This window comes from Lentilactobacillus hilgardii (genome assembly GCF_009832765.1).
Lineage (GTDB): Bacteria > Bacillota > Bacilli > Lactobacillales > Lactobacillaceae > Lentilactobacillus > Lentilactobacillus hilgardii.
In genome coordinates this window covers 487,185-511,207 of record NZ_CP047121.1, presented here as the reverse complement: position 1 = coordinate 511,207, position 24,023 = coordinate 487,185, and the positions used below count along the sequence as shown (strand labels likewise).

At 42.0% G+C, this 24,023-nt stretch carries 19 protein-coding genes and 1 riboswitch; of the genes, 4 read left to right on the top strand and 15 right to left on the bottom strand.

Translation table 11 applies throughout. From position 1 onward, the window contains the following. Window positions 1-810 carry a Fe-S cluster assembly ATPase SufC gene (gene sufC / locus GQR93_RS02325; protein WP_003551946.1) on the bottom strand — a complete coding sequence of 270 codons (810 nt, stop codon included), beginning with the start codon at window positions 808-810 and terminating at the stop codon, window positions 1-3. A 390-nt stretch (window positions 811-1,200) separates the two neighbouring features. Between sufC and gltB the strand changes: the two genes are divergently transcribed. Continuing rightward, the gene (gltB, locus tag GQR93_RS02320) at window positions 1,201-5,664 is read left to right on the top strand and encodes a glutamate synthase large subunit (protein ID WP_003551945.1); all 4,464 of its coding nucleotides are present in this window, start codon (window positions 1,201-1,203) and stop codon (window positions 5,662-5,664) included. A 12-nt stretch (window positions 5,665-5,676) separates the two neighbouring features. Further along, entirely contained in the window at window positions 5,677-7,110 is a 1,434-nt protein-coding gene (locus GQR93_RS02315; RefSeq protein WP_003551942.1) for a glutamate synthase subunit beta, read from the top strand. 91 nt (window positions 7,111-7,201) lie between these two features. On the opposite strand, the gene GQR93_RS02310 is transcribed toward GQR93_RS02315, so the two are convergent. Together GQR93_RS02310 and abc-f are read right to left on the bottom strand one after the other, a co-directional pair. Next, the gene (locus GQR93_RS02310) at window positions 7,202-7,726 is read right to left on the bottom strand and encodes an ASCH domain-containing protein (RefSeq protein ID WP_225430383.1); all 525 of its coding nucleotides are present in this window, start codon (window positions 7,724-7,726) and stop codon (window positions 7,202-7,204) included. A gap of 20 nt (window positions 7,727-7,746) precedes the next feature. Further along, entirely contained in the window at window positions 7,747-9,258 is a 1,512-nt protein-coding gene (abc-f, locus tag GQR93_RS02305; protein WP_003551938.1) for a ribosomal protection-like ABC-F family protein, read from the bottom strand. A gap of 562 nt (window positions 9,259-9,820) precedes the next feature. On the opposite strand from abc-f, the gene GQR93_RS02300 reads away from it, so the two are divergent. Further along, window positions 9,821-10,012: a hypothetical protein gene (locus GQR93_RS02300; protein WP_003551934.1), complete on the top strand. Its 192-nt coding sequence runs from the start codon at window positions 9,821-9,823 to the stop codon at window positions 10,010-10,012. Window positions 10,013-10,084: 72 nt separating this feature from the next. On the opposite strand, the gene GQR93_RS02295 is transcribed toward GQR93_RS02300, so the two are convergent. Together GQR93_RS02295 and GQR93_RS02290 are read right to left on the bottom strand one after the other, a co-directional pair. After that, window positions 10,085-10,639 carry a helix-turn-helix domain-containing protein gene (locus GQR93_RS02295; RefSeq protein ID WP_003551929.1) on the bottom strand — a complete coding sequence of 185 codons (555 nt, stop codon included), beginning with the start codon at window positions 10,637-10,639 and terminating at the stop codon, window positions 10,085-10,087. 167 nt (window positions 10,640-10,806) lie between these two features. Then, on the bottom strand, window positions 10,807-11,439 hold the full coding sequence (locus GQR93_RS02290; RefSeq protein WP_003551928.1) for a DNA alkylation repair protein: 633 nt from the start codon (window positions 11,437-11,439) through the stop codon (window positions 10,807-10,809). 74 nt (window positions 11,440-11,513) lie between these two features. Here GQR93_RS02290 and GQR93_RS02285 point away from each other — a divergent pair, with 74 nt between their 5' ends. Next, window positions 11,514-12,044 (top strand): GNAT family N-acetyltransferase, encoded by a 531-nt coding sequence (locus GQR93_RS02285; protein ID WP_003551927.1) that lies wholly within the window; start codon window positions 11,514-11,516, stop codon window positions 12,042-12,044. 10 nt (window positions 12,045-12,054) lie between these two features. On the opposite strand, the gene GQR93_RS02280 is transcribed toward GQR93_RS02285, so the two are convergent. From GQR93_RS02280 to GQR93_RS02235, 10 genes are all read right to left on the bottom strand, one after another. Further along, on the bottom strand, window positions 12,055-12,930 hold the full coding sequence (locus GQR93_RS02280; RefSeq protein ID WP_003551926.1) for a metallophosphoesterase family protein: 876 nt from the start codon (window positions 12,928-12,930) through the stop codon (window positions 12,055-12,057). Then, window positions 12,930-14,048 (bottom strand): ABC transporter ATP-binding protein, encoded by a 1,119-nt coding sequence (locus tag GQR93_RS02275; RefSeq protein WP_003551925.1) that lies wholly within the window; start codon window positions 14,046-14,048, stop codon window positions 12,930-12,932. Before GQR93_RS02275 ends, GQR93_RS02280 begins: the two co-directional genes overlap by 1 nt. A 10-nt stretch (window positions 14,049-14,058) precedes the next feature. Continuing rightward, window positions 14,059-14,880 carry a carbohydrate ABC transporter permease gene (locus GQR93_RS02270; protein ID WP_035444286.1) on the bottom strand — a complete coding sequence of 274 codons (822 nt, stop codon included), beginning with the start codon at window positions 14,878-14,880 and terminating at the stop codon, window positions 14,059-14,061. Continuing rightward, on the bottom strand, window positions 14,870-15,814 hold the full coding sequence (locus GQR93_RS02265) for a carbohydrate ABC transporter permease (RefSeq protein WP_003551922.1): 945 nt from the start codon (window positions 15,812-15,814) through the stop codon (window positions 14,870-14,872). Before GQR93_RS02265 ends, GQR93_RS02270 begins: the two co-directional genes overlap by 11 nt. Then, complete coding sequence (locus GQR93_RS02260) at window positions 15,801-17,081, bottom strand: ABC transporter substrate-binding protein (RefSeq protein ID WP_003551921.1); 1,281 nt, start codon at window positions 17,079-17,081, stop codon at window positions 15,801-15,803. The genes GQR93_RS02265 and GQR93_RS02260 overlap by 14 nt, the downstream gene beginning before the upstream one ends. 671 nt (window positions 17,082-17,752) lie before the next feature. Continuing rightward, window positions 17,753-19,081 carry a D-alanyl-D-alanine carboxypeptidase family protein gene (locus tag GQR93_RS02255; protein ID WP_003551919.1) on the bottom strand — a complete coding sequence of 443 codons (1,329 nt, stop codon included), beginning with the start codon at window positions 19,079-19,081 and terminating at the stop codon, window positions 17,753-17,755. A gap of 187 nt (window positions 19,082-19,268) precedes the next feature. Beyond that, the gene (locus GQR93_RS02250; RefSeq protein WP_003551918.1) at window positions 19,269-20,009 is read right to left on the bottom strand and encodes a glycosyltransferase family 2 protein; all 741 of its coding nucleotides are present in this window, start codon (window positions 20,007-20,009) and stop codon (window positions 19,269-19,271) included. Window positions 20,010-20,107: 98 nt separating this feature from the next. Further along, the gene (locus GQR93_RS02245) at window positions 20,108-20,947 is read right to left on the bottom strand and encodes a TMEM175 family protein (protein ID WP_003551917.1); all 840 of its coding nucleotides are present in this window, start codon (window positions 20,945-20,947) and stop codon (window positions 20,108-20,110) included. Between the two features lie 219 nt (window positions 20,948-21,166). Beyond that, window positions 21,167-21,895: an L-ribulose-5-phosphate 4-epimerase gene (locus GQR93_RS02240; protein ID WP_003551905.1), complete on the bottom strand. Its 729-nt coding sequence runs from the start codon at window positions 21,893-21,895 to the stop codon at window positions 21,167-21,169. A gap of 20 nt (window positions 21,896-21,915) precedes the next feature. Beyond that, complete coding sequence (locus GQR93_RS02235; protein WP_003551903.1) at window positions 21,916-23,523, bottom strand: xylulokinase; 1,608 nt, start codon at window positions 23,521-23,523, stop codon at window positions 21,916-21,918. A 343-nt stretch (window positions 23,524-23,866) separates the two neighbouring features. Further along, window positions 23,867-23,957: riboswitch (TPP riboswitch) on the top strand. Window positions 23,958-24,023: the final 66 nt, after the last annotated feature.

Below are 24,023 nucleotides of genomic sequence, written 5' to 3'. Positions count from 1 at the left end.
CTACTTCCCCCCTCCGACACTAACATCATCATCAACCAGGTTCACATCTAAGCCCAATTCATCTTTCAAACCGGCGTAACCTTCTGCTTCAAGTTTTTCTGCCAAACTGGCGTCACCGGTTTTGACAATCCGACCATCCATCATGACGTGAACTTGATCGGGATGAATATAATTCAGTAATCGTTGATAGTGGGTAATCATTAAAGTCCCAAAATCCGGGCTTTCCATATGATTGACACCCTTGGCAACCACTTGCAGTGCATCGATATCCAATCCAGAATCAATTTCATCCAGAATCGCAAATTTAGGCTGAATCATCATCAATTGTAAAATTTCATTTCGTTTCTTTTCACCACCGGAAAAGCCTTCGTTCAAATAACGTTCGGTCATTTCATCCGACATGTTAAGGACTTTCAAATTCTCATCAAGCTTCTTTAAAAATTTTCGAATGGGTAACGGTTTTTCTCTGGTTGCGTTAACAGCTGTCCGCATAAATTCCAAATTTGTAATTCCTTTAATCTCGACCGGGTACTGCATTGCCAGGAACAACCCTGCCCGAGCACGTTCGTCGACCTTCTTATTTAAAATACTTTCTCCATCTAAAGTAATGTCTCCTTGAGTAACGTGATAATTCGGATTTCCCATGATCGTTTCAGACAGAGTCGATTTCCCGGTTCCGTTCGGTCCCATGATCGCGTGAGTTTCACCCGTGTTAATCACCAAGTTGACACCTTTCAAAATTTCTTGTCGTTTCTTGGTCTCCTCATCTTCAACTGCGACGTGAAGATCAGTTACTTTTAAAGTTGCCATATCGCGATTCTCCCTTCCATAACGTCTGCTTTGATTTAATTAATACCGCTTGAAATATGTATTTTTACATACATTTGGAATATTTATAGAAACAGCTTTCCCATAAATATGTATCATTAAAATTAGATTAAATTATAAACGCTAAGACCCCCTTTTTGCAATACCAAACTTAATATTCGTTTAGAATTTAAATTTTTCGCTTATTGGAATAATAACAAAATGGTCAACTTAAATTCACCATTTCACATAATTTATGTATAATAGGTAGAATCTCGGTTTTTTATTACACTATGCAAAAAAACATTGTAATTTTATAATTATTAGAATACTATGAGAACTACACAATTGGTATGGACAATCTGAGTTTAAATTATTAAGGTAGGTGGTTTCATGGATAGCTTAAAGGATGACGGCAAGTTAATGTACTCACCCAAGTTTGAGCACGCAGCCTGTGGAATGGGCTTTATCACTCAAGTGGATGGCCATCCGAGTCATGAGATTGTGGAAAAGGCTTTGACCATGTTACAAAGAATGAATCATCGTGGTGGTACCGGGGCCGAACCCGATACCGGTGACGGTGCCGGGATACTTATGGCACTGCCGGACGCGTTCTTCCGTGATCAAATGGCGAAATACGAATTAACGTTACCGAAATCTGGTGACTACGCGGTCGCTCAACTTTTCTTACCACATGACGCGCAGGAGAAAGCTTCAATGTTACAAGCAGTTACCAGTCAAATTGACGAAGCCGGGTTTCCGGTTTTGTGGACACGTAACGTGCCGTTTGTTTATGAAAATTGCGGTCCGGCAGCCCAACAATCGATGCCGGGATTTGTGCAGGTTATCTTACAGCGTCCGGTCGATATCAACCTGGGACAGGACTTTGAAGACCATCTCTATGTTTTAAGACGGCAGCTCGAAAAAACTTTTGACCGTCAGTCGATGTACATTTGCTCCTTATCGAGCCGCACAATTGTTTACAAGGGAATGCTACATGCTTATCAGGTCAGCCTCTTTTATCCGGATCTTCACGATCCACAAATGAAGAGTGCAATCTGTTTGATCCATTCCCGTTTCTCAACCAATACATTTCCAAGCTGGGATCGAGCCCAGCCTTTCCGTTTCCTGGCTCATAACGGTGAAATCAACACGTTAAAGGGCGCCGAAAACTGGATGACCAGTCACGGAATCGAGATTTATGATGAGGACGATTCCGACTCGGCTAAATTGGAAAATTGCATGGAGTACTTATATCGCCATGGCCGATCGATCCCACAATCATTAATGATGATGGTACCGGAAGCATGGGGAAGCGGCACAGAGATGTCAGATGAACAACGGGCATTTGATGAATATAATGCCACGTTCATGGCACCTTGGGACGGTCCTGCCGCCCTATGTTTTACAGATGGCATTCAAGTCGGTGCTTTTCTTGACCGAAATGGCTTACGACCATCCCGATTCACCTTAACAAAAGACAACCAACTCGTGGTTGCATCGGAATCCGGCGTTGTCGATGTTGATCCAAGTGACATCGTTGACAAAGGAATCCTGGCTCCGGCTGAAATGATTCTGGTCGATACCAGTACCGGAAGAATTTCCAAGACTGATGAACTGAAGCGTGACTGCGCAGAGGCTCATCCTTACCAGCAATGGCTCAATGCAAATCGTTTGACACTCGCTAATTTGCCAGAAGTTAAACCTGAAGCAAGTATTTCAAAAGATAGTTTAAAAAAGCTTTGGCTTCGAAACGGATACACCCATGAGGTTATTCAAACAGCACTTATTCCAATGGCTCAAAACGGTGGTGAACCCGTTGTTGCAATGGGATTTGATTCCCCATTAGCCGTTTTGAGCAAAAAGCCACAGTCGCTTTTTACCTATTTCAAGCAGTCCTTCGCACAAGTGACCAATCCGCCAATTGATCCATTACGTGAAAAAGTGGTTATTGGCACATTTGGTTTTCTTGGACGTGATGGTGACTGCACGAAAGATTCCGCTGAAAACTGTCATAAATTAAAAATTGACAGCCCGATTCTTAACGATCAGGAATATGCCAAAATCCTCAGCTTGGACTTACCTGCTTTAAAAGTGGCTAAATTGTCCCTGGCTTACGATCTGGCGGACACCCCCGATCGATTGGCACATGTCCTTAAGGATTTGTTTACCCAAGCTGAAAATGCAATTGACAGCGGCGCTACAATCTTGGTGTTAAGTGATCGGCCGGTTGCCGATAATCAAATGACAATCCCGGTTCTTTTGGCCGTTTCCGGCTTACACAATTATTTGGTTCGCCAAGGAAAAGGTACGGCGGCCTCAATCGTTGTTGACACTGCCGAAGCGTGTGAAATTCACCACTTCGCCTGTCTGGTCGGCTACGGTGCTGCCGCAATCCATCCGTATGGTGCCTTTGCAACCTTACGTGAAAGAGGCCTTGAGAATCATTTGGAAGATTACTGTCATGCATCAACCAAGGGCATTATCAAGATTATGAGTCGAATGGGAATCTCAACAACTGCCGGCTATCAGGGTGCCCAATTATTTGAAGCGGTCGGATTATCCGATGCGGTGGTTGAACAATACTTTACGGGAACCCCAACCCGAATTGGCGGCATCAGCCTCAACCAAATTGAAAATGAGTATTATCGAAAATATAAATTAACGTTCAGCAATCACTCCGTTGATGATTTACCATCCGGGGGCAGCTTCCAATACAAGGTGGATGGCGAAGAACATCTTTACAATCCAACCAGTATTTACCAGTTCCAGAAAGCCGTTCGAACGGGTGATTACCAGGAATATCAAAAATACACAGCCGAAATGAACAAGGAAGCCAAGGAGAATCCGGTTACCCTGCGTTCAATGTGGAATATTGAGACAAATGATAACAAACCGGTCCCACTAAGTGAAGTTGAACCTGTCAGTTCCATCGTTAAGCGTTTCAAATCCGGTGCGATGAGTTTCGGTGCCCTTTCCGAAGAAGCACATGAAACCATTGCGATTGCTATGAACAAATTAGGTGCCAGAAGCAACTCCGGCGAAGGTGGCGAAAGTCGCAACCGATTCCACGTGGGTGCCGACGGTCTTGATCGAAACAGTAAGATCAAACAGGTATCAACTGCCAGATTCGGTGTCAATACCGAATACCTGATGAGTGCCGAAGAAATTCAGATTAAAATGGCTCAAGGTGCAAAGCCCGGTGAAGGTGGCCAATTACCGGCCGGCAAGGCCTATCCGTGGGTCGCAAGTATCCGGGGATCGATTGCCGGTGTGCAACTAATCTCACCACCGCCTCATCATGATATTTATTCCATCGAGGATTTGGCACAGTTAATCTATGATTTAAAGCAGGTTAACCCTTATGCCAAAATTAACGTAAAGTTGGTATCTTCAACCGGTGTCGGCACAATCGCTGCCGGTGTTGTTAAGGCCGGAGCCAACACGGTTGTTATCTCCGGGTATGACGGTGGTACCGGTGCGGCTCCCCGAAACTCCACTCGGGATTGCGGTCTTCCTTGGGAAATGGGCCTGGCCGATGCCCACCAGACATTGGCATTAAACAAATTACGTCAACGAACAACTTTGGAAGTTGATGGTAAATTATTAACCGGCCGCGACATTGCCATTGCCATTATGTTGGGCGCAGAAGAATTTAGTTTTGCAACCTTAACAATGGTCTCAATCGGCTGTGTCATGATGCGAAAGTGTAATTTAAATACATGTCCAGTTGGGATCACCACTCAGAACCCCGAACTCCGGAAACTATATTCCGGTCGTCCTGAACATGTTATTAATATGATGCACTTCCTGGCTGAAGATTTACGGGAACAAATGGCTGCTTTGGGCTATCGAACAGTTGACCAAATGGTTGGGCACGGTGAACACCTAAAGCCGCGTTACGTGCCATCAGGCAAGTCCAAAACTTTAAATTACGACCGAATGCTAAACAAGACGATCACGATTGATCGTAAGAAGGAAAATCCATTCAAGCCGAAGTATGACTGGCCGGATTTGGATCGTTTCGCAGAAACCAGTTTGAAGAATCAGAATTCAACCACTATCAATCTACCAATCAATAACGTTGACCGGGCGGTTGGCACCCGACTCGGCGGTTGGATTGGGGCTCATTTTGGTAACTATGGTTTGAAACCGGGCCAACTACGGTTTAATTACCACGGAACCGCCGGCCAAAGTTTCGGTGCCTTTATCACTCAGGGACTTGAAATCAAACTGGTTGGTGAAGCCAATGATTACGTTGGTAAAGGCTTATCCGGCGGCCGTTTGATCGTTGCTGCCCCTCACCAAGCCAAAGAACTTTACACTCACTCACCAATTGTCGGCAACGTTGCCTGCTTTGGTGCAACCGGCGGTGAGGCCTACTTCAATGGTCGTGCCGGTGAACGCTTCTGTGTCCGAAACTCCGGTGCCAATGTTGTTGTAGAAGGTGTTGGTAATAACGGCTGTGAGTATATGACCGGTGGGGTAGCCGTCATTCTTGGACGGACAGGCCGGAACTTTGCGGCCGGCATGTCCGGTGGTGTCGCTTACGTTTATGATTGGACACACAACTTTGAAAAAAACTGCAACCGGGACTTGGTTGACCTCTATCATCTGGATGAAGCCGGTGATGACAGCATTCTTCAAGAACTCCTAAAGAAACACGTTCAATACACCGATTCGGAAACCGCTCGAAAGATTCTTGATAACTGGGAAGTTGAAAAGCACACCTTTGTCAAGGTTTACCCTCGTGATTATCACAAGATGCGCAAGCTGATTCGTGAATACACGAAACCGGGAATTTCAGAAGAAAAAGTGATTGAAAAAGCCTTTTATACGGCTACGAGTCAAGATTAGGAGGAATTCAAAATGGCAGATCCAAGAGGATTTTTAAAATATCCCAGAAAAGATAATCCCATGCGCCCAATCATGCAGCGTGTTAAAGACTTTAACGCAATGGAACTTGACTTAAGCGACGCAGATCGTCGAGAACAGGCTGCCCGTTGTATGAATTGTGGGATTCCATTTTGTCACCATGGTGTTTTCTTTGGTGGCGGCCGAGCGGTCAGCGGTTGCCCAAACGATAATCTCATTCCCGAATGGAATGACCTTGTTTATCGTGATCAGGACCGGCGGGCATTTGAACGGCTAAGCCGGACAAATATGCTGCCGGATATGACTGGGCGGGTTTGTCCCGCACCCTGCGAGGTTTCCTGTGTACAGGCATTAAACGGACCGGGAATTACCATTCGAAATAATGAGAAATTCATTATTGAACAAGCCTTTAAAAATGGCTGGGTTGTTGATTCCGGTAAACCACTTCGTCGGACCGGCAAAAAGATTGCCGTTATCGGTAGTGGTCCCGCCGGCATTTCAGCTGCATGGCGACTAAATCAGTTGGGTCATTCTGTGACACTGTTTGAACGTGACGACCGTTTTGGCGGATTTCTGATGTATGGTATTCCAAACATGAAATTACCAAAGGAAGTCGTTCAGCGCCGAATCAATACCCTATCTCAAGTCGGCATTGATCTGGTTCCCAATACAGAAGTCGGCAAAGACATTTCGGCGGAAGAACTCAAAAAAGAATTTGACCGGGTTGTGATTTGTACCGGTGCCCGACAAGCACGTGACCTGAATGTTAAAGGGCGGGATCTTTCCGGTATTTATCAGGCAGCTGACTTTCTAAAAATTGCCACTAAAGAAGTCCTGAAGGATGGCACTAAAGCCAATAACCGCCTAAAGGGCAAGCATGTCTTAATCCTTGGCGGTGGTGATACGGGTAATGATTGTATTGGAACGGCAATTCGCCAAGGATGCGCCGGCATTACGCAGTTGGAAATTACGCCTGCCCTTCCTAAAGAACGAACGTCAAAAAATCAATGGCCCGAATGGCCGATGGTTTTAAAGACCGGTTATGGTCAAAAAGAAGCCAAGGCACTCTTTGGCAACGTTACGGAATATTCAGCAACAGCAACTGCTTTCTTTGGTGAAAATGGCCAAGTTAAAGAAGCAGAAATCAGTCAGGTAGATCATTTTAAGCCGATTGCCGGTACCGAAAAGCGAATCAAAGCCGATGTTGTTGTGTTGGCAATGGGCTTTACCGGTGCAGAGCAATGGCTGTTTGACCAATTTGGCATTACTAAGAAAAATGACAATTACACCACAAATGACAACCAAATCTACGTTGCCGGTGATTGCCGCCGCGGTCCAAGTCTCGTTATTTGGGGCATTCATGAAGGCCGTTTATGTGCAGAAAAAATCGATGCGTCATTGCAAACCTTAGCAAGCGCAAAACTATAGCACAAAAAAATAAGGTCTACATTTCTCAACTGGATTGGAAATGTAGACCTTATTTTTATTTGCCGGCACTTTTTTCAACTAGATCATCAACCTAATGTGTGCCGGAATTTCTTGATTTGTACCATGTTTCAGCTGCTACATGCCAATCGCCCGTTCGTTGAATAATCTTTTGGTACTTTTTCGGCATTTGTCCATAGCCGATTTTTAAAAGCGGATTGACATACTGCTCAACGAAGTTCCCGTTTTTCTTAGAACCTTTATCTTCTCGATACACCATCAACGAATCCAGTAAATGAGGTAATGTTTCAATTTTGGCATCATCCACCTGATAAAAGTGCAATCTGCCCTTTACGGGAAATGGTTTGACCAAGTTCTCGACACTTACATGCCACGAATAGCTGCCATGACTTTTATTATCAGATACCGCATCAATCTTAATAATTGCCAATGCATATCCATTTGGCAATCCCCAGCCAAAATCGGTTACTGATGGTGTCGCTGTACTGACAAGAAGAAAGGTTGAGACTTTTCCCGGAAGCCAGGTTCGATATTCAATTGTTTTATCGCCCATTATGATTTCCCAAGCATAGGGTTCCCTCATGGATAAAGCTTTCAAGCACGTCCCCTCCCTTCAGATTAACGATATTTTTTCAATTCAATTGGCAGTTCTGTCGCAATTGCGTCTACAAAGTCCTGATCATGATCAATCAACAGCATGGTTGGCTTAACCTTTAAAATTAATTTTTGTATCTGACGTCTGGTGATGACATCCAAATAATTCAAAGGTTCATCCCAAATATAAAAATTAGCAGGTTCACACAATGATCTGGCTAACGAGACCTTTCGTTTTTGTCCCATGCTGAGTTCTGACAAATCTTCGGTGAATGCCGATCGCTCAAATCCCAGCTTTTTCAACATATTCAGCAATACCGGCAACTCGACGTCATGGTGTTTTGCATATGCTTCAATTGATCCTGAAAGGGTTTCAAATTCCTGTGTCAAATATGATACTTTGACCGTTCTACTAAATGACAAGCTGCCACGTGCAATCAACCGTTTTTCACCAAGAATCGCTTTGATCATTGTGGTCTTTCCAAATCCGTTTGGCCCTTCCAAAACCAATCGCTGGCCCTTTGTTAGATCGAACGTAATCGGTTCATTCAGAATGTTATGATTCCGTTGAACCTGAAAATCGTTCAATAGTAAAATATGATCCTGATGGGGCTGCTTGTAATTCAATGTTAAAGGCGCCACATCATCAATGTTCCTTAACAACGACTTCTTTTCATCAATCGCTGATTCCGTTCGTTTAAGGGTTGATTTGGATCTTTTCATCACTTTTGCTGCTTTATGACCCAAGAAGCCTTTATCAAGGTTGACATTGGATTGCCCGCCATAAGCTTTTTTAGATTTCTTATTCTCGGCATTTCCTGCCCACTGTTTTACCTGACTGGCAGTCGCACTCAAGCGTTTAATTTCAGTTTGCAGATGTGCCCTCTCATTTTTCTCACTCAGATTCTCACGATCAAATTCGCGTTGCCACGTATCATAATTACCGTCAAATAATTGAATCTTTGCCCGGTCAATAGATAGCACATGATCGATGACCTGATCAATAAAATAACGATCATGGCTGACAACAATAAATCCCCGTTTTGACTTTAAATAGTTCGCAACAACTTGGCGACCGGCAATATCCAAATGATTGGTTGGCTCATCAATGAGTTGAAAAGTCTCTTTATCGGTAAACATGGCCGCCAATAATGCCTTGGTCTGTTCACCCGGGCTTAAAGTTGAAAACTGCCGGCTTAGTAGATCGTCAGTCAATCCCAATTGATCCATTTCCAGTTGAATTTTCCAAACCTCTGATTCGTTTAACCCCGAAACAGCCAGTAGGACATCCACAACGTTTTTCGTGGAATCGGTAATCGGTTGCGGAAAATAATTAAAACGCAGATTAGATTGGATTTCTCCATGATAGGGATATTTTCCCAACAATAAGTTTAAAAAGGTCGTTTTGCCGCGGCCGTTTCGACCAATCAATCCCAGTTTCCAACTTTCATCAATGCTGAGACTGAATTGGTCAAAAATATGGTTGACCATGCCATCATATCGAAACGATAAATTCTTAATTTGAATAGTTCCCATAACTCACACGCTCCCTAAATGTAATGGCGTATGTCTGTTTAATTTTAAAAATAAAACCCGTTGCAATAATCTGCAGACGGGTTTTGTCGTACTTATTCAAGTCGTGGATGCAAAAATTCAGATTTAATGATCCAAATGATCCAGACATTGACAGTCATTACAAATCGCACAGACTTACCCCCTGTATAAAACAGTCGGCTTTAATTTCTGATTAACGATTTGCAAATTTCAATGTCCTGTCACATCCCTTTTTAGTATGTATTTATCATAGCGTACACAGACTTATTTTTCAAGGCAACACGTTTAGAAAGCCTTTTCAATGAGATCAACAAGTGTTCACAAGTTGTGAACATAACTAAAAATTTGTTCATTTTTTATTATTAATACTGGTGACATTCCCATGTAACATCGGTATAATGAAGTTGTAGGGAAACGCAGGCAGTTTGTTGCTACGCTTCAACAATATTCCTTGATCCAACACGGTTAGAAGCAGTTTTAGTCCGCTTCTTATCCGCCTCCAAATTGCTTGCAGTTTTTCATTAAATGTAGGGGGAGCGATCTTATGGATGAAAACTTAAAAATCACGTTAATTGGTTTGTTAACTTTGATAATCGGCACGATCTTTGCTTCGATTGTTGCCAGTTTCGGTGTAACAACTGTGTTACCTGGTTTGCTATCATTCTTAATCGCAGCGGCATTGGTATTTCTCGGATTTCGATTTACCGATCATCATCACCTTGCTTCAAGACACTAAGTAAGCGTGCAAGCTAATCAAAAGAGGTACAATTCCGAGTGGAATTGTACCTCTTTTGATTAGACGCCATTTTCATTCCAAAAAATTATAAAAACCGTCTTGGTATCCCTGATAATACGCCATAGCATTGCTAACTGCTTCATGTACAAACCCATAGATTTCCGGTACTAAAAATAAGGTTAGCACGATAATGCCCAATATAATTGTAGGCTTAGAGAACGCCCGATTTAACTGACGCCAATTAATTGTAAATAAAAGTGCAATAAAGGTCACGAATAACGGAAACTCTACCCAGTTCCAAACATCGGCCACTCCAATATGAAGCACTTGAAGCAATACATAGATACTAATTGCAAAACCAAACGCCCATAGTAGTATTTTTGTAACCGGGCGCATTTTATCATTTCTTGAAAGTTTATCCATCAGCTTATCGTCTCCTTTAATTAAATCATCTAATGAAATTTTAAACAGGTCACTAATCGCAACGACATTTGCAAAGCTTGGCAATGCGACTTCCTGTTCCCATTTAGAAATAGATTGACGAGAAATACTTAATTTTTCAGCCAATTCGGCTTGTGACCAGTGACGTTTTTCCCTTTGTACCTGTAATACTTTTCCAATTTTCACGATTACTCACCTCAACGATACGATCATTATGCCAACTTTTAATTTTAGTATACCCACCGGTTCAATTATTGAACAGCACCATCTGGTTGCATCAACTCGTTCGACAAAAAAATGCAAACCAGAAAAGACGGTTTGCGATTAGTTTGCGATCCCTGTAATGCTTAATCTTAAAGATACTTACTGCCTTCTTTAACCGCCAATTTTGACAACTCATGAGCAGCAATAAAAGTCTTGACCCATTCCGGATTATATTTACTATAATTTCTCAGCGACCAGCCAATCGCCTTTTGAATAAAAAATTCTTCAGTATTAATATCGTATTCAATTGCTTTAGTCAGTAGTTCTTTATCAAGTGTTTCCTTCTCGAGCAATTGAAGCGTAATTGCAATCCGCCTCATCCAAAAATTTTCATGTTGGTAAAAAAGATTAAATACCCGCCTTTTTTCTTCCGGGTGCAATCGAACAAATTGACCGAATGTCTTTCGCCATGAATCCACGGTATCCCACCACGACTTTTTTTGAATATAGGCTGTTAATCTGTCAATATCAGAAAATGTCAGCCGTTTCACGTTAACATGTGCAATATCAATTGCTACGTATTGATACTCCCGTTCGTCCCGTTGATAAAGCGCCGTGATCGTTGAAAACACTCGCGCTATCGGCCATTTTTTTGAGGCAGTCACAATTTCTTTTGACTGGGCTTTTCTATCCGGTGTTTTTAATCCTAAGAACCGATATTGATTGCGCATATACTTTTCCATATAAGGTTGATTTTGAAGATTACCAATCATTTGAAACATTCCGTGTCCTCCGCGTTTCTAGATGTATAAGTATAGTATACTTGTTTTGTAGGTATCGTAAGGGGGAATGGCAAATGTTCATACATAAAGTAAATGAAACGATTGCTTTGAAACTGCCCGAAAAGCAGGACGCCAACAGCCTGCTTGAAATCGTCAATACCAACCGAGCTGAATTTGGCCGCTGGTTGCCTTGGGCAAAAGAAATATTTTCAATTAATGATGAAAGAGCCTTCATTAAGGATGGTCTTCAGAGAATGGCCGCCGGCACATTTTGGTTTGCTATTATTTTATATCAGGATGAAATTGCCGGCGTTCTTGATCTCCATCAAATCAATCACGAAAATCGTCGTTGCCAAATTGGCTACTGGTTGGCGGGACGTTTTCAAGGAAAGGGTATTATGACCGCTTCCGTTCGAGAAGTCGAAGCAATTGCTTTTCACGATTTGAATATGAATCGCATTGAAATTATGGCTGATGAACATAATCAAAAAAGCCGCAACGTTGCAGAACGTCGAGACTTTCATTTAGATGGCATCTTAAAACAATACGCTTTTTATAACGACCAATTCAGAGATATGGCCTTATACTCGAAACTCAGGCAATAAATTGCCGGCCTTATTCCTTACTCAGGACATTACTCCAAGCCCGGGTGAGGATTTTTTTATCTACAAAATCTGTGTTGGGAATCTTAAAGGCATTAATCGTTTTAGTGCCTAAATAAAGCAACCGCTGTTCGACGCCTATGTCATCACCATCAACCGTAATGACATTATAAGCGGTCCCATCGGTCACAAAATGTTCATGTGGATTGGCACAATTGATATGGTAAGCCGTCGAATCAGCAACCACATTCAAAATGCCGTCTACCACATAGCTGTTAGCAAAATGAACATGACCGGAAAAGATCGCTTTAACATAAGTATGGTCGATAACGTTCAACAGATCATCCCCATTTTGTAAGATACTGTAGCGCATTTGCTGCAATGGCGGGCCATATAGCGGATGGTGCATGAAAATGATTCCCGGCCTTTGATATTCCTGTAACTGGTTTTTCAACCAATGTAATTGGGTTTGATCCAAATACCCCTGCTCAATATCACCGCATTTGGTATCCAGAAAATAACACTCCAGCCCCTCTAACGATTCATGATAGTAATAACGAGTAGCTACCCGTTTCTTACCTAAAAAGCCTTTATAAAATTGATCGGTTCGATCATGATTACCCAAAATAACTTTGATCGGGGCCATCAAACGTTCCTGCTCCTGATCCAGCATGTGATGAAAATCTGCATAAGCCTCGGCATCTCCCTCATGGATCAGGTCACCACTGATCACAATCAGGTCGGGATCAACGTTGCTATTGTAAATATCATCAAAAACGGTGCGCAATTTTTCTTCAGGATCAAGGCGTTGATGATTGGCAGGTTTTGCGCCCGCCGGTGTTAAATGAGTATCAGAAATCTGAACAATTTTACACTGAACCATTATCATCACTCCAATACATAGTTTGATTGAGCATCCAACACATTCTGATTGGTATTTGGGTCGAACAACAGCATTGCCGATTCATCAAGCGTTGCACAAGCAGTTCCAGTCGCATTCTTAGGCCATTGGTTGACCACTGCTTTAATAAACTTTTCGCCAAATGCTTTACAGGTTAACTGCTTGTACCTACCATAATCCACGATTGTTTGAACTTCAACCGGAAAACTGCCAGATACCTGTTCATCATGTAGATGAACATTTTCAGGTCGAATCCCTAATAAATACGATTGATCCTCATCCAAATTGGCCCGGATGTTTTTCCCGGGTCTCGAAATGACCGTGCCATCCACGCCGGTTAGTTGATGATTCGAAAAGTTCACGGGAAGAATATTGATTTGTGGCGTCCCGACAAATTGTGCAACAAACAGGTTTGTTGGATGTCGATACAGATTATCCGGGGTGTCAATCATCTGAATCTTTCCATCATTAATGACCGCAATCCGATCTCCCAAAGCCATGGCTTCCTGCTGATCATGTGTGACGTAAATGATTGTTTGCCCATTTTCTGCGTGTAACTGTAGTAATTGATCCCGTGCCTTCTCTCTTAATTGAACATCAATATTCGAGAGCGGTTCATCCAGTAAAAAGATGTTGCTCTTCTTGGCCATTCCCCGTCCCAGTGCCACCCGTTGCTTTTGACCGCCGGATAGTTGAGCCGGATAACGATCTTTATAATCACTTAAATTTAACGAAGCTAAAATTGTAGATAACCGTTGTTGGCGGGTTTTCTTCGGTACTTTTCGTACCCGCAGCGCATATTCCAAATTTTGATAAACAGTCATGTTCGGGTACAAGGCATAGTCTTGAAAAACCATGGCAATGTTTCGCTGGCGACTTGTCATAGCAGCCGAGTCATGACCATTAATTAAAATGTGACCACCGGTAGGATTTTCAAGACCCGCAATCATTCTTAGTGTGGTTGACTTGCCGCAACCGGAAGGTCCGAGGAAAACCAAAAATTCCCCCGGTCTAACCGAAAGATTCATTTCATTAATAACGTTGGTCTTTTTGTTATAACTTTTCGAAACGTCCTTTAATTCAACTGAAAAACCGTTTGTTTCCATATACTTCGCCTCACTTCAATCCCGAATTGCTGATACTGCTCAAAATATAACGTTGAAACACAATGTAAATCAATAGTGGCGGCACAATCATGATAACTGCCAATGCCATAGCCAACGGAAAGTTTGTCCCACCTTCACTGGAAATATAATTTTGAAGGGCTAATGGTAACGTAAAACTACTTTTATCTTTCAAAATCAACGTCGGCCAAACATATTCATTCCAGCTGTTAATAAAGAAGATCGCACCCACACTAATAATATTGGGCTTTAATAGTGGCACAATGATATTGCAGAATATCCGCCGGTCCGGAATACCATCTACTTTAGCTGATTCGGTTAAGGATTTAGGAACCCTTTCCATGGCTTTTAAAAATAACATGATCCCGGTTGCATCACACATTTGTGGAAGTGCCACACCAAGAACGTTATTCAACAAATTCATTTTGGAAATCACCAAATAGTTTGGAATCATCACCGTTGTAAACGGCACAAAAATTGTTGCAACAAATAAGAAGTAAACCACACGTTTACCTTTAAAATGAAAATTCAGAAACCCGTAGGCTGCCAGCAGTCCGGTTAACACCTTTCCCAAAGTAACAAGTGTTGCCATTAGGAAGGTGTTGCCAACCATCCTCAATATGTTGATTTGTTTATCCAACGTTCGATAATTACTTAAGGTAGGATGGGAAGGAATCAACTGTAGGATTGAATGGTAGGATTCCTGTAACGTTTTAAACGAATTGGAAATCATAAAAAGAACGGGCACGATGACACATAGACAAATGAGAAGTAACAAAACATGCCATCCAATATGCCTTCGCTCACTCAACATCCCGATTCCTCCCCTCAACAAACTTGATTTCAACAAATAACAGCACCAAAAAGATCATAAAGGTAACAGTTGCCAAAGCAGAGGCACTTCCAGTTTTGTAAAGCACAAATGCATTTAAATAGGTGTGATATAAAATGTTGGACGATCCGTAATATGGACCGCCTTGTGTAATCACGTTAAGTGGTGTAAAAACATACTGCAGTCCTTGAACAATCGTTAAAATCAATACATAAATAGCGACACCACGGTTCATCGGTAACACAATATTCCAAATGACCCGCCATTTTGGTACCCCGTCCAGTGCCGCAGCATCTAAAATGTTGCGGGGAACCGCCCCCAAACCGGTTAATAGCAAGATAAAATTGTATCCAAAAACCTTCCAGTTTGTAATCAGACAGATCACAATAATTGCCATTGATCCCGAATTGGTCCACTGCGGTAACTTCATTCCAAAATTTCGTAGCATCAAAGCTGCCGGGCCGGACACCGGATTCAGAATCCATGAAAATAGCATGGCTCCCACTACCAGAGAAAACAGGCTTGGAATAAAGAATAATACTTTATAGGCGCCTTTCATTTTGCCAATAAAGAAATTGACAATTAATGAGATTAAATATGGAAAAATAAAGTTCAGAATCAACAGGAGTATGATATAGATTACCGTGTTTAACATGACTTTCTGATTGGTTGGATCCGTAAAGACGCTAATGTAGTTTTGGAGGCCCACAAATTCCTTTGTCGGTGCAATCAAATTCCAATTAAAAAAGCTGAGATAAAATGTGTAACCAATCGGAATCACAATAAATACAAACAACAAAAGTGCCGATGGCAACAAATACATCAGTGGCTTTAGCCGATACCGAAAACGGCCGGTAATTTCCGGCCCTGAGCGACTTGCGATTTTATTTTGAACCTGTGAACTATTGTTGATCATTAATCTTCTCCTGAGTTGACTTAAGCGTTGAACTGACGCTGCTTCCCGACAGAATCTTATCACGTGCATCAATCATATCCTGTTCAGCCTGAAGCCCATTCTTAGGGAATGAGGTCCAGGGAACGGCGTTGGGTAATTCATCAACAGCCGGTTTGATCATCGGGTTGGCTGCCAGGTAGGTCTTGAATTGACTGGAATCCAAAGCCGTCTTTGTCGGTGGCAGGTAACCGGTTCCTTTATCCCAGGTTAACAATGAATCATTTTGGTACATAAACTTTTCAAATGTCCAAGCGGCCTTTTGCTGATCAGTCTTTTGGGCAGTGATTGACAGCATCGAGCCACCAACCGGAACGGTTAGTTTATGCGCTTTAAAGGTTGGAGCTGTTTGAGCAGAAGCTTTAAAACTGACACTCTGCTTAATATGTGAGGCTTGGGCAACCGTTGTAAATGCCATGGCTACCTTTCCATTAACAAAGTCATCCATCCCTTGATTCCAGGGCGTATGAATGGCCGTCTTATCTTTTACGACCATATCCTGATAAAGTTGGTAAGCCTGTTCACCCTGGCTGCTGGCAAAGGCTGCTTTACCACTGGCATCCTTAATCTGAGCACCATTGCTCAGCATCATCGCTTGCTGGGCCCAGGTATCGGCAGGTTCTTGAATATAGACGCCATATTTACCACTCTTTTGTTTAATGGTCTTGGCAGCCTTTGAAACACCCTCCCAAGTGCTTAGATCACTTTTCTTAATCCCGTATTTGGCAAGCATACTATCATTCGTATAAAGAATGGGTGTACTGAGTGAATAAGGTAAACCAACCAGCTTTCCTTTAGCATTTTTCGCAAATGAAAGTGCCTGATTTGAAAAGTTCTTCGTAATTGTATCTTTATTTTTATCGAACTTTTGAGCAGCATCCGTTGGCGTCATATACTTAAAATTATCTGAAAAGTAGTTGGTAAAGGCCCAACCAATTTGAACGATATCCGGCACCTTCCCGGATGCTTGGGCAGACTGTAAATTCTGCATTAACCCTTGATACATATTGGGATTGTATTTGGCCGTCACTTTGATCGTCTTATGCGTATCATTAAACTTCTTGACCAATTTATCTACCGAAGCACCCCCAAGTGTCTGAGCATTGACATGCCAGTATGTAATATGGGTCACTTTATGAGCGGCTGATTTGGAACAACCGGCAAATAAAAGTGCAACCGACATAATAGAAATTAACCCGACAAACCGTTTCACGACGTGTTTGAAATTCATGATGAACCCTCCTCTTCTTAATACCTCAAAGATAACAAGTCAGTGTAAAAAATAAGGCATCTTAATGTATCAAAAAAGTAAAAGTGTGCGAAAAAAGACGGTTTGATCCCAGAGTACAAGGAGCTAAATTCAATATTCCTGTTTTTGGAATGTTGAATTTAGCTCCTTGTATGGCAGGGATCAGTCTTTTGAAGCAGTCCTAAGAAGTGTGCGGAACAAAGCGGTTAGTACCCGGAATATAAGGCGTCGATTTGGGAAATCCCGGGTTTGGATTTTTCAAATCGATCCCTTATATGGAGTGGTACTGCTTTGAGGAGCAGTCCTAAGAAAGTGTGCGGAGCAAAGCGGTTAGCATTCGAAGTGTAAGGCGTTCTTTTCGGAAATCCCGGGGTTGGATTTTTGGAAAGAATCCCTTACATGTAGAATGCTGCTTTGAGGAGCAGTCCTAATAAAGTGTGCGGAGCTAACCTGGGACAAGCCGGAGTGTAAGTTGGCAGGCAGTAAATTCCCGCCCTTGGAATTTGATGGCTGTCAGCTTACATGCAGGCTTGTGGTTAGCGAAGCAGTCCTAATCAGTGTGCGGAATCAACCCATGGCAAGCCAAAACCACTCCAAACAAAAAAGCGCAAAGACATCAAAATTCTGTCCTCACACTTTTAGGTGATATTCAATTAAAGATGTTTAAAAATTTGATTAACCACTCTCGCTAGACCACTGATAAGATTCCCCAGGAAGTCACCGATTTTCGAAAAAAGCGATCGATGTTTAACCGTTTCTTTGACGATAGTTTTAGGTGCCCGAACACTTTGTGTTGCCAGCATCGGGACCGTCGCAGTACTGTTCCCGACTTTTACAAGAACGTTGCCAACGGTTGAGCCCTTTTTAACCGGCAATTTTTGAGTCGTTGGTTCATATGAATCGCTAATAGACGGTTTGGATGATTCAGTCTTCCATATGGTCGCCCTTGAATCCTGAGGTGACGCGGAAACTTTTCTATTTCCAATCGTAAAGATATTCTGATGAATCAAATGCGTTTCTGTTGTATAGTTCTTTTCAATTGCTCTCACCAATTTTTCCATCGATGAAAAAATGGTGTTGCTGTCAATGATCGTTGCAATCAGATGACGTCCTTTATGCCAAAAAGACACGGTCAGGCATAAACCGGCAGTATCTGTGAAGCCGGTCTTTAAACCGTCAACATGCTCGCTCTTCTTATAGAAAGCGTCCCCCTTCAACAGTCTGTTGCTGTTCACCAGAACCTGATTGCCAACCTTCATCGAGGGCTTCCTACTCCACTTGGTAATTGAAGGAAATTCGCCCAAAACTTTTGCGGCAACGGTTGAAATAGCTTTGGCACTCACCATATTCTGAGCTTTTTTGCCGGTTCCCGGAACTTGAAGTTTGTAGGTTGTTAAATCGGTGTTATCAAGACCGGAACTGCTGACAAAATGAGCATCAATCCCCCACTTTTGAGCCTGCCGATTCATCAGGTTAATAAACTTGGTATTACTGCCGCCGGCCACCAACTCTCCAAGAGCAATTGCCGATGAATTGGAAGATGCAATTAAAGCTGCCTGATAAAGTTGTTTAACCGTATATTGCTTTGATCTTTTAATTTTAAAAGTACCCAGTTCATAACTTTTGCTCATCTTGATAAGCGGCTTGCTGACAGGGACTTTTTGATTCCAAGACAATTGATGCTGATCAATTGCCTTTTTGGTTAGGTACAGTGTCATTAATTTGGATAAACTGGCAATTGGTCGTCTCTGATCACTGTTTTTTTGATACAGCATCTGGCCGGATTTTGCGTCCATTACGTAAATTTCTTTGGCTTCGAATTTATACTTTAGTTTCTTACTTTTTGCTTGAGCTGTTGCTGACGGTACTAATGCTGCAATAACACAGGTCAATACCAAAATAACAGCCATCAATTTAGTTAATCGGGAAGTGCCTCGCACGATAAAAGTTACCTCCATTAATTTCTTAATCTGAATTATCATACCGCTTTATGTGAAAAATAAAAGTCCTTCGTATTGATTCTTTACCTAAAATTTACCCAGAGTTCACACTCTCTTCATAAATTAACATATACGCAAAAGAAGTCATACTTTTGATAACAAAACTCAAAAATGTGACTTCTTGCCTGTAAATTTTTGGAGGCAATTTTAACTAATCTTGTTTTAAACACTACGGCATTAACTTCATACCCATTTCGTCAATATGCCGACGAACAACCTGCTCTTTTGCCCGCATCTGATAAGTGGCACTATGAATAATGCTGTTGCCGCGATTTACCTTGTTATAAAGCGGCACATCGTAGAATAGAAATTTATGGGAAGCCATCATATAGTCGGCGGTAAACAATAAATCCTCTGCCAAATCCAAAGATTCATCAAAACGAATATGATTATCGCGAATAATTGACATCTTGAACCCTTTATTCCAGGTATAGCCACCAATGCCATCGCCGCGATAGTTAATTGAATCATAGGCTCTTCGTTTGGTAACCTCTTCAAACCCGGGCTGACGATTATAACCGCCTCCACGCCAACCCCAATTAAACCCAACAATCACTAAATCCGTTTTTGGATCTGAAAAGCCCGACACAATAACTTCCAAATAAGTCGGATCCAGCAAGTCATCGCCATCCACAAAGACGATTATATCGCCCTTTGCATTGTCAATCGCATAATTACGGGCCTTGGAGACCCCCTCATGTTCTTTAAAGAAATGGGGTTTGATACGATCGTCCTGTTCTGCAAATTTTGCGATGACTTCGGCCGTATGATCGGTTGAGGCATCGTCAACCAGTAGGATTTCAAAGTTTTGATAGGTTTGTTTAAAGACACTGTTCAACGTTTTTTCAAGGTATGAGCCTAAATTATATGCAGGGATTGAAATTGTTACTAACGGTGCATGATTTGCCATGATAAAGTCCCTCCGTTCGCTAATCCGCTTACTTTTGAGGTCAGTTTATCCTCGAATTAGGGCTTGGTCAAACAAATCGACTCCAATTAATTTGTTGGTTATCGTCTTTGATTATGATGATCGTGCTGGTTATTTTGATGATCCCATTTCATGGCATCTCCGGCAGACATATTAAGTTTCTCCTGAATTTGACTCGAGAAATCCTGCCAAGCCTGCTTTTGGGCATCTGGCTGATTTCCGATTGACCTGGTCTTTCGCCGATAGTCGTGGGCTAACCGGCGAAAGGTTCGCTGCTGACTTGGTGTTAGTTCGATAAAAGCTTTACGCTCTTGAGTTCCCAAATCTCCAACATCACTAAACTCTTCATTATCCGAGGCATGCCGAATAAACGAGCGAACGGGAATAATGATGAATAAGATCAGAGAAAACTTCGGAAAAAAGTAACCAATAACGATTAAAATCAAATATGATATCCAGGATTCAAGAAAAGCAGTGCCATAAATAACATTGTATAACTTCCGCATATCATCTTTATCAGTGTACTTATCATGGATAATTGTCTTTACAATTCGCCGAAACAAGACCGAAATGACAAGGTCCAATACCCCGTACATGACCACCGTCATTGAATTGGTATCAATGGCCATTAACCGGGTAAACGTTGGAATAAGCGACACAAAGAACATCAGCGCCAAGTCACCAACCACAACACCATTTGAAATCTTTTCGACTTCATTAAAAATCACTGCGTGCTGATACCACAAATTGGCAATAAAGCAAAAACTAACCGCGTAAATACCAATTGCCGCAAATAAACTCCGGTAGTCCAAAACACCATTATTAATTTGAATGGGCAACTCCAGGACCATCACCGTAATCAAAATAGCAATGATTGCATCGACAAAAACGTCAAGTCGCCCCTTTAATTTTTCCTTCATAAACGTCAACTACTTCTCCATTTTCAAAATATAAACCAGTATAGTCCAAATCAACCGGTATTGCTAGAGAGTCAATGACGCGTTATCAACACGTCAAAAAAAGCCAGACAAAAATTCACTTTTTGTCCAGCTTCTTAATTTAATTTATTGTATCGACTACAAAGTGGGCTCCCGACCGTCAAAATGACAACACTTTGCAGACATTCTAATCAACTTAATTTATTCGTGTTCTGCGTGATCCTTTGACTTGGCACTGTTTTGACCATAGTAAGCGTTGGCACCGTGCTTACGATAATAATGCTTGTCCAAAAGATATTGTGGTACGTGGATTTCGTCACGAGTCAATTGCAAAGCATGGTAGCTGATTTCAGCTGAAACTTCCAATACTTTGGCATTGTATACTGACTTATCCGGTGTTGGTCCCCATGAGAAGGGTCCGTGTTGACTAACTAACACGGCTGGTACAGCATCCGGGTCAATCCCGCGTTTTTCAAATTCGTCAACGATGACTTTACCAGTATTCAATTCGTAAGCATCCTTGATTTGTTCCTCATTCAAAGCCGGTGCACATGGAATATCACCATAGAAAGTATCGGCATGTGTCGTACTGACAGCTGGAATATCCATTTTAGCTGCGGCAAAGGAAACACCCCAAGGTGAATGCGTGTGGGTAATTCCACCGATATTAGGAAAATGATTGTACAAATAAGTGTGGGTTGGTGTATCACTTGATGGATTCATGTCGCCTTCAACGACTTTACCGTCCAAGTCAACCACTACCATATCGGATGGTTTCATCTTATCGTATTCAACTCCGGATGGTTTGATAACGAATAAACCCTTGTCCCGATCAATTCCGGAAACGTTTCCCCAGGTAAAGGTCACAAGGCCCAACTTGGGAAGCTGCATATTTGCTTCATAAACTTCTTGTTTAAGATCTTCTAGCATTGTCTGATTTCACCTTTCAATTACTTCATTTTCATTGACTTAACGGCTTCACTTTCAACAGGTAAAGCAGCTTTGTAATTATCGATAAATTTGTCGTATCCTTGAACACTTGCTGGTTCCGGATAAAGAGTGGCTTTGGTTGAATCCTTGAATACCCGGTTAGCCAGGTAGTCTTCCAAAGATTCGCCATTTTTTCGGTTGATGCAGAAGAGTGCTAATACTGCCATTCCCCATGGACCACCTTCACCGGCATTTTCCATAACAGATATCGGTGTGTTTAATGCATCAGCCAAGACTTGTTGTGCAACAACCGGTGTCTTGAAAATACCACCTTGGGCAACCAAAACATTTGTCTTAATGTGCTCTTCACGCAATAAGATATCCATCCCAATCTTTAATGGCGCAAAAGCTGAATAGATTTGGGTTTTAATGAAGTTAGCCAGGTTTAATTTAGCATCCGGTTTACGAACAAATAATGGTCGTCCTTCAGGCATCTTAGTAATGTTTTCACCTGAAAGATAAGCAAAGTTAACCAAACCACCGGCATCCTGATCACCCTTAACAGATTCTGCAAACAATGTTCCGTAAAGATCATCGGGTTTAAGCTGAAGCCCAAGCGCTTTGGCAAATTCACCAAACAAGCCGACCCAAGCATTGATATCTGATGAGCTGTTGTTGGTATGAACCATGGCAACAGGTGCACCATCAGGCGTTGTCACCATATCGATATCACGGTGAACGGCTCTCATTGGTCGATCAAGCACAACCATTGAGAATGCTGAAGTTCCGGCAGAAATGTTACCAGTTCGTTTCTTAACACTGTTGGTTGAAACCATACCAGTACCGGCATCCCCTTCTGGAGGTGCAATCAATGAACCGGCTTCAAGTTGACCGCTTTGATCCAATAATTTGGCACCTTCAGCGTTCAATTCACCGGCTTTTTTGCCAGCTGGTAAAACCTGTGGCAAAATGTCAGTCAAGTTCCATGGGTATTGTTGAACTTCCGGTAGACTGTTAAACTTATCAATCATACCCTTTTCATAATAGGTCGTCTGTTCGTCAATTGGAAAGACACCCGAAGCATCACCAACGCCAAGAACACGTTCGCCTGAAAGTTTCCATGTCACATAACCGGCAAGCGTTGTCAGGAAATCAATGTTTTTAACATGGTCTTCCTTGTTGAGAATTGCCTGATATAAATGTGCAATACTCCAGCGTTCCGGAATGTTAAAGTTAAATAGTTTGGTTAAAGATTCAGCAGCTTGGCCGGTAATATTATTTCGCCAAGTTCTGAATGGTACCAACAGTTCGCCATTCTTATCAAAGGCCATGTAACCGTGCATCATGGCACTAACGCCGATTGACCCGATCTTCTTAAGGTCAACGCCATACTTATCATGAACTTCTAAGGCTAATGTTGCGTAGCTGGTTTGAATCCCATCCCAAATCTTTTCGATCGGGTAAGTCCAAATGCCATTGTCCAGTTCGTTTTCCCAAAGATAATCGCCTGAAGCAATTGTTTGGAAATCGCTCGTTACCAGGACTTCCTTAATTCGGGTTGATCCTAGTTCGATACCCAACGAGATGTTTCCGCTTACAATTTCGTCTCGTACTCGACTTTCGTCCATTGTTTTATCCTCCAGAGTTGCTCGTTATTAAATTACATTTACTGCTTAATTGTAGAATATTCGTACGGATAAATCAATGGTATTTGTTATTTGTAGAATAAATTGGCACTGAATTCTCAGAATAACAGATGGATAACTCATTTATGTGCTTTATTAAAAGATAGTTAACTCCCTCGAATACGGGGAATAGTGCTATTATCCAATCACAAAACGGTTAAACAATCTTTTTTGTTTTGATGTTATCTTTCTCTTGGTATATAGTTAAATTGCGGAACAAAAGCAATGATATCATTGATCATTATCTTTGTTGGTCTTTAAAAGACACCGCTTAAAAATCAAATAACCTTGTGGTCTGGGGTGCTTTAATCGGCTGAGAGATACCCATGGAACCTGATGCAGTTAATACTGTCGAAGGAAGACCGTTTTAGTCAAACCATCATCTGTTAATATCTGACTAAAAGTCCACTTTAAACTGAAGTGGGCTTTTTTATCGTCAAAGC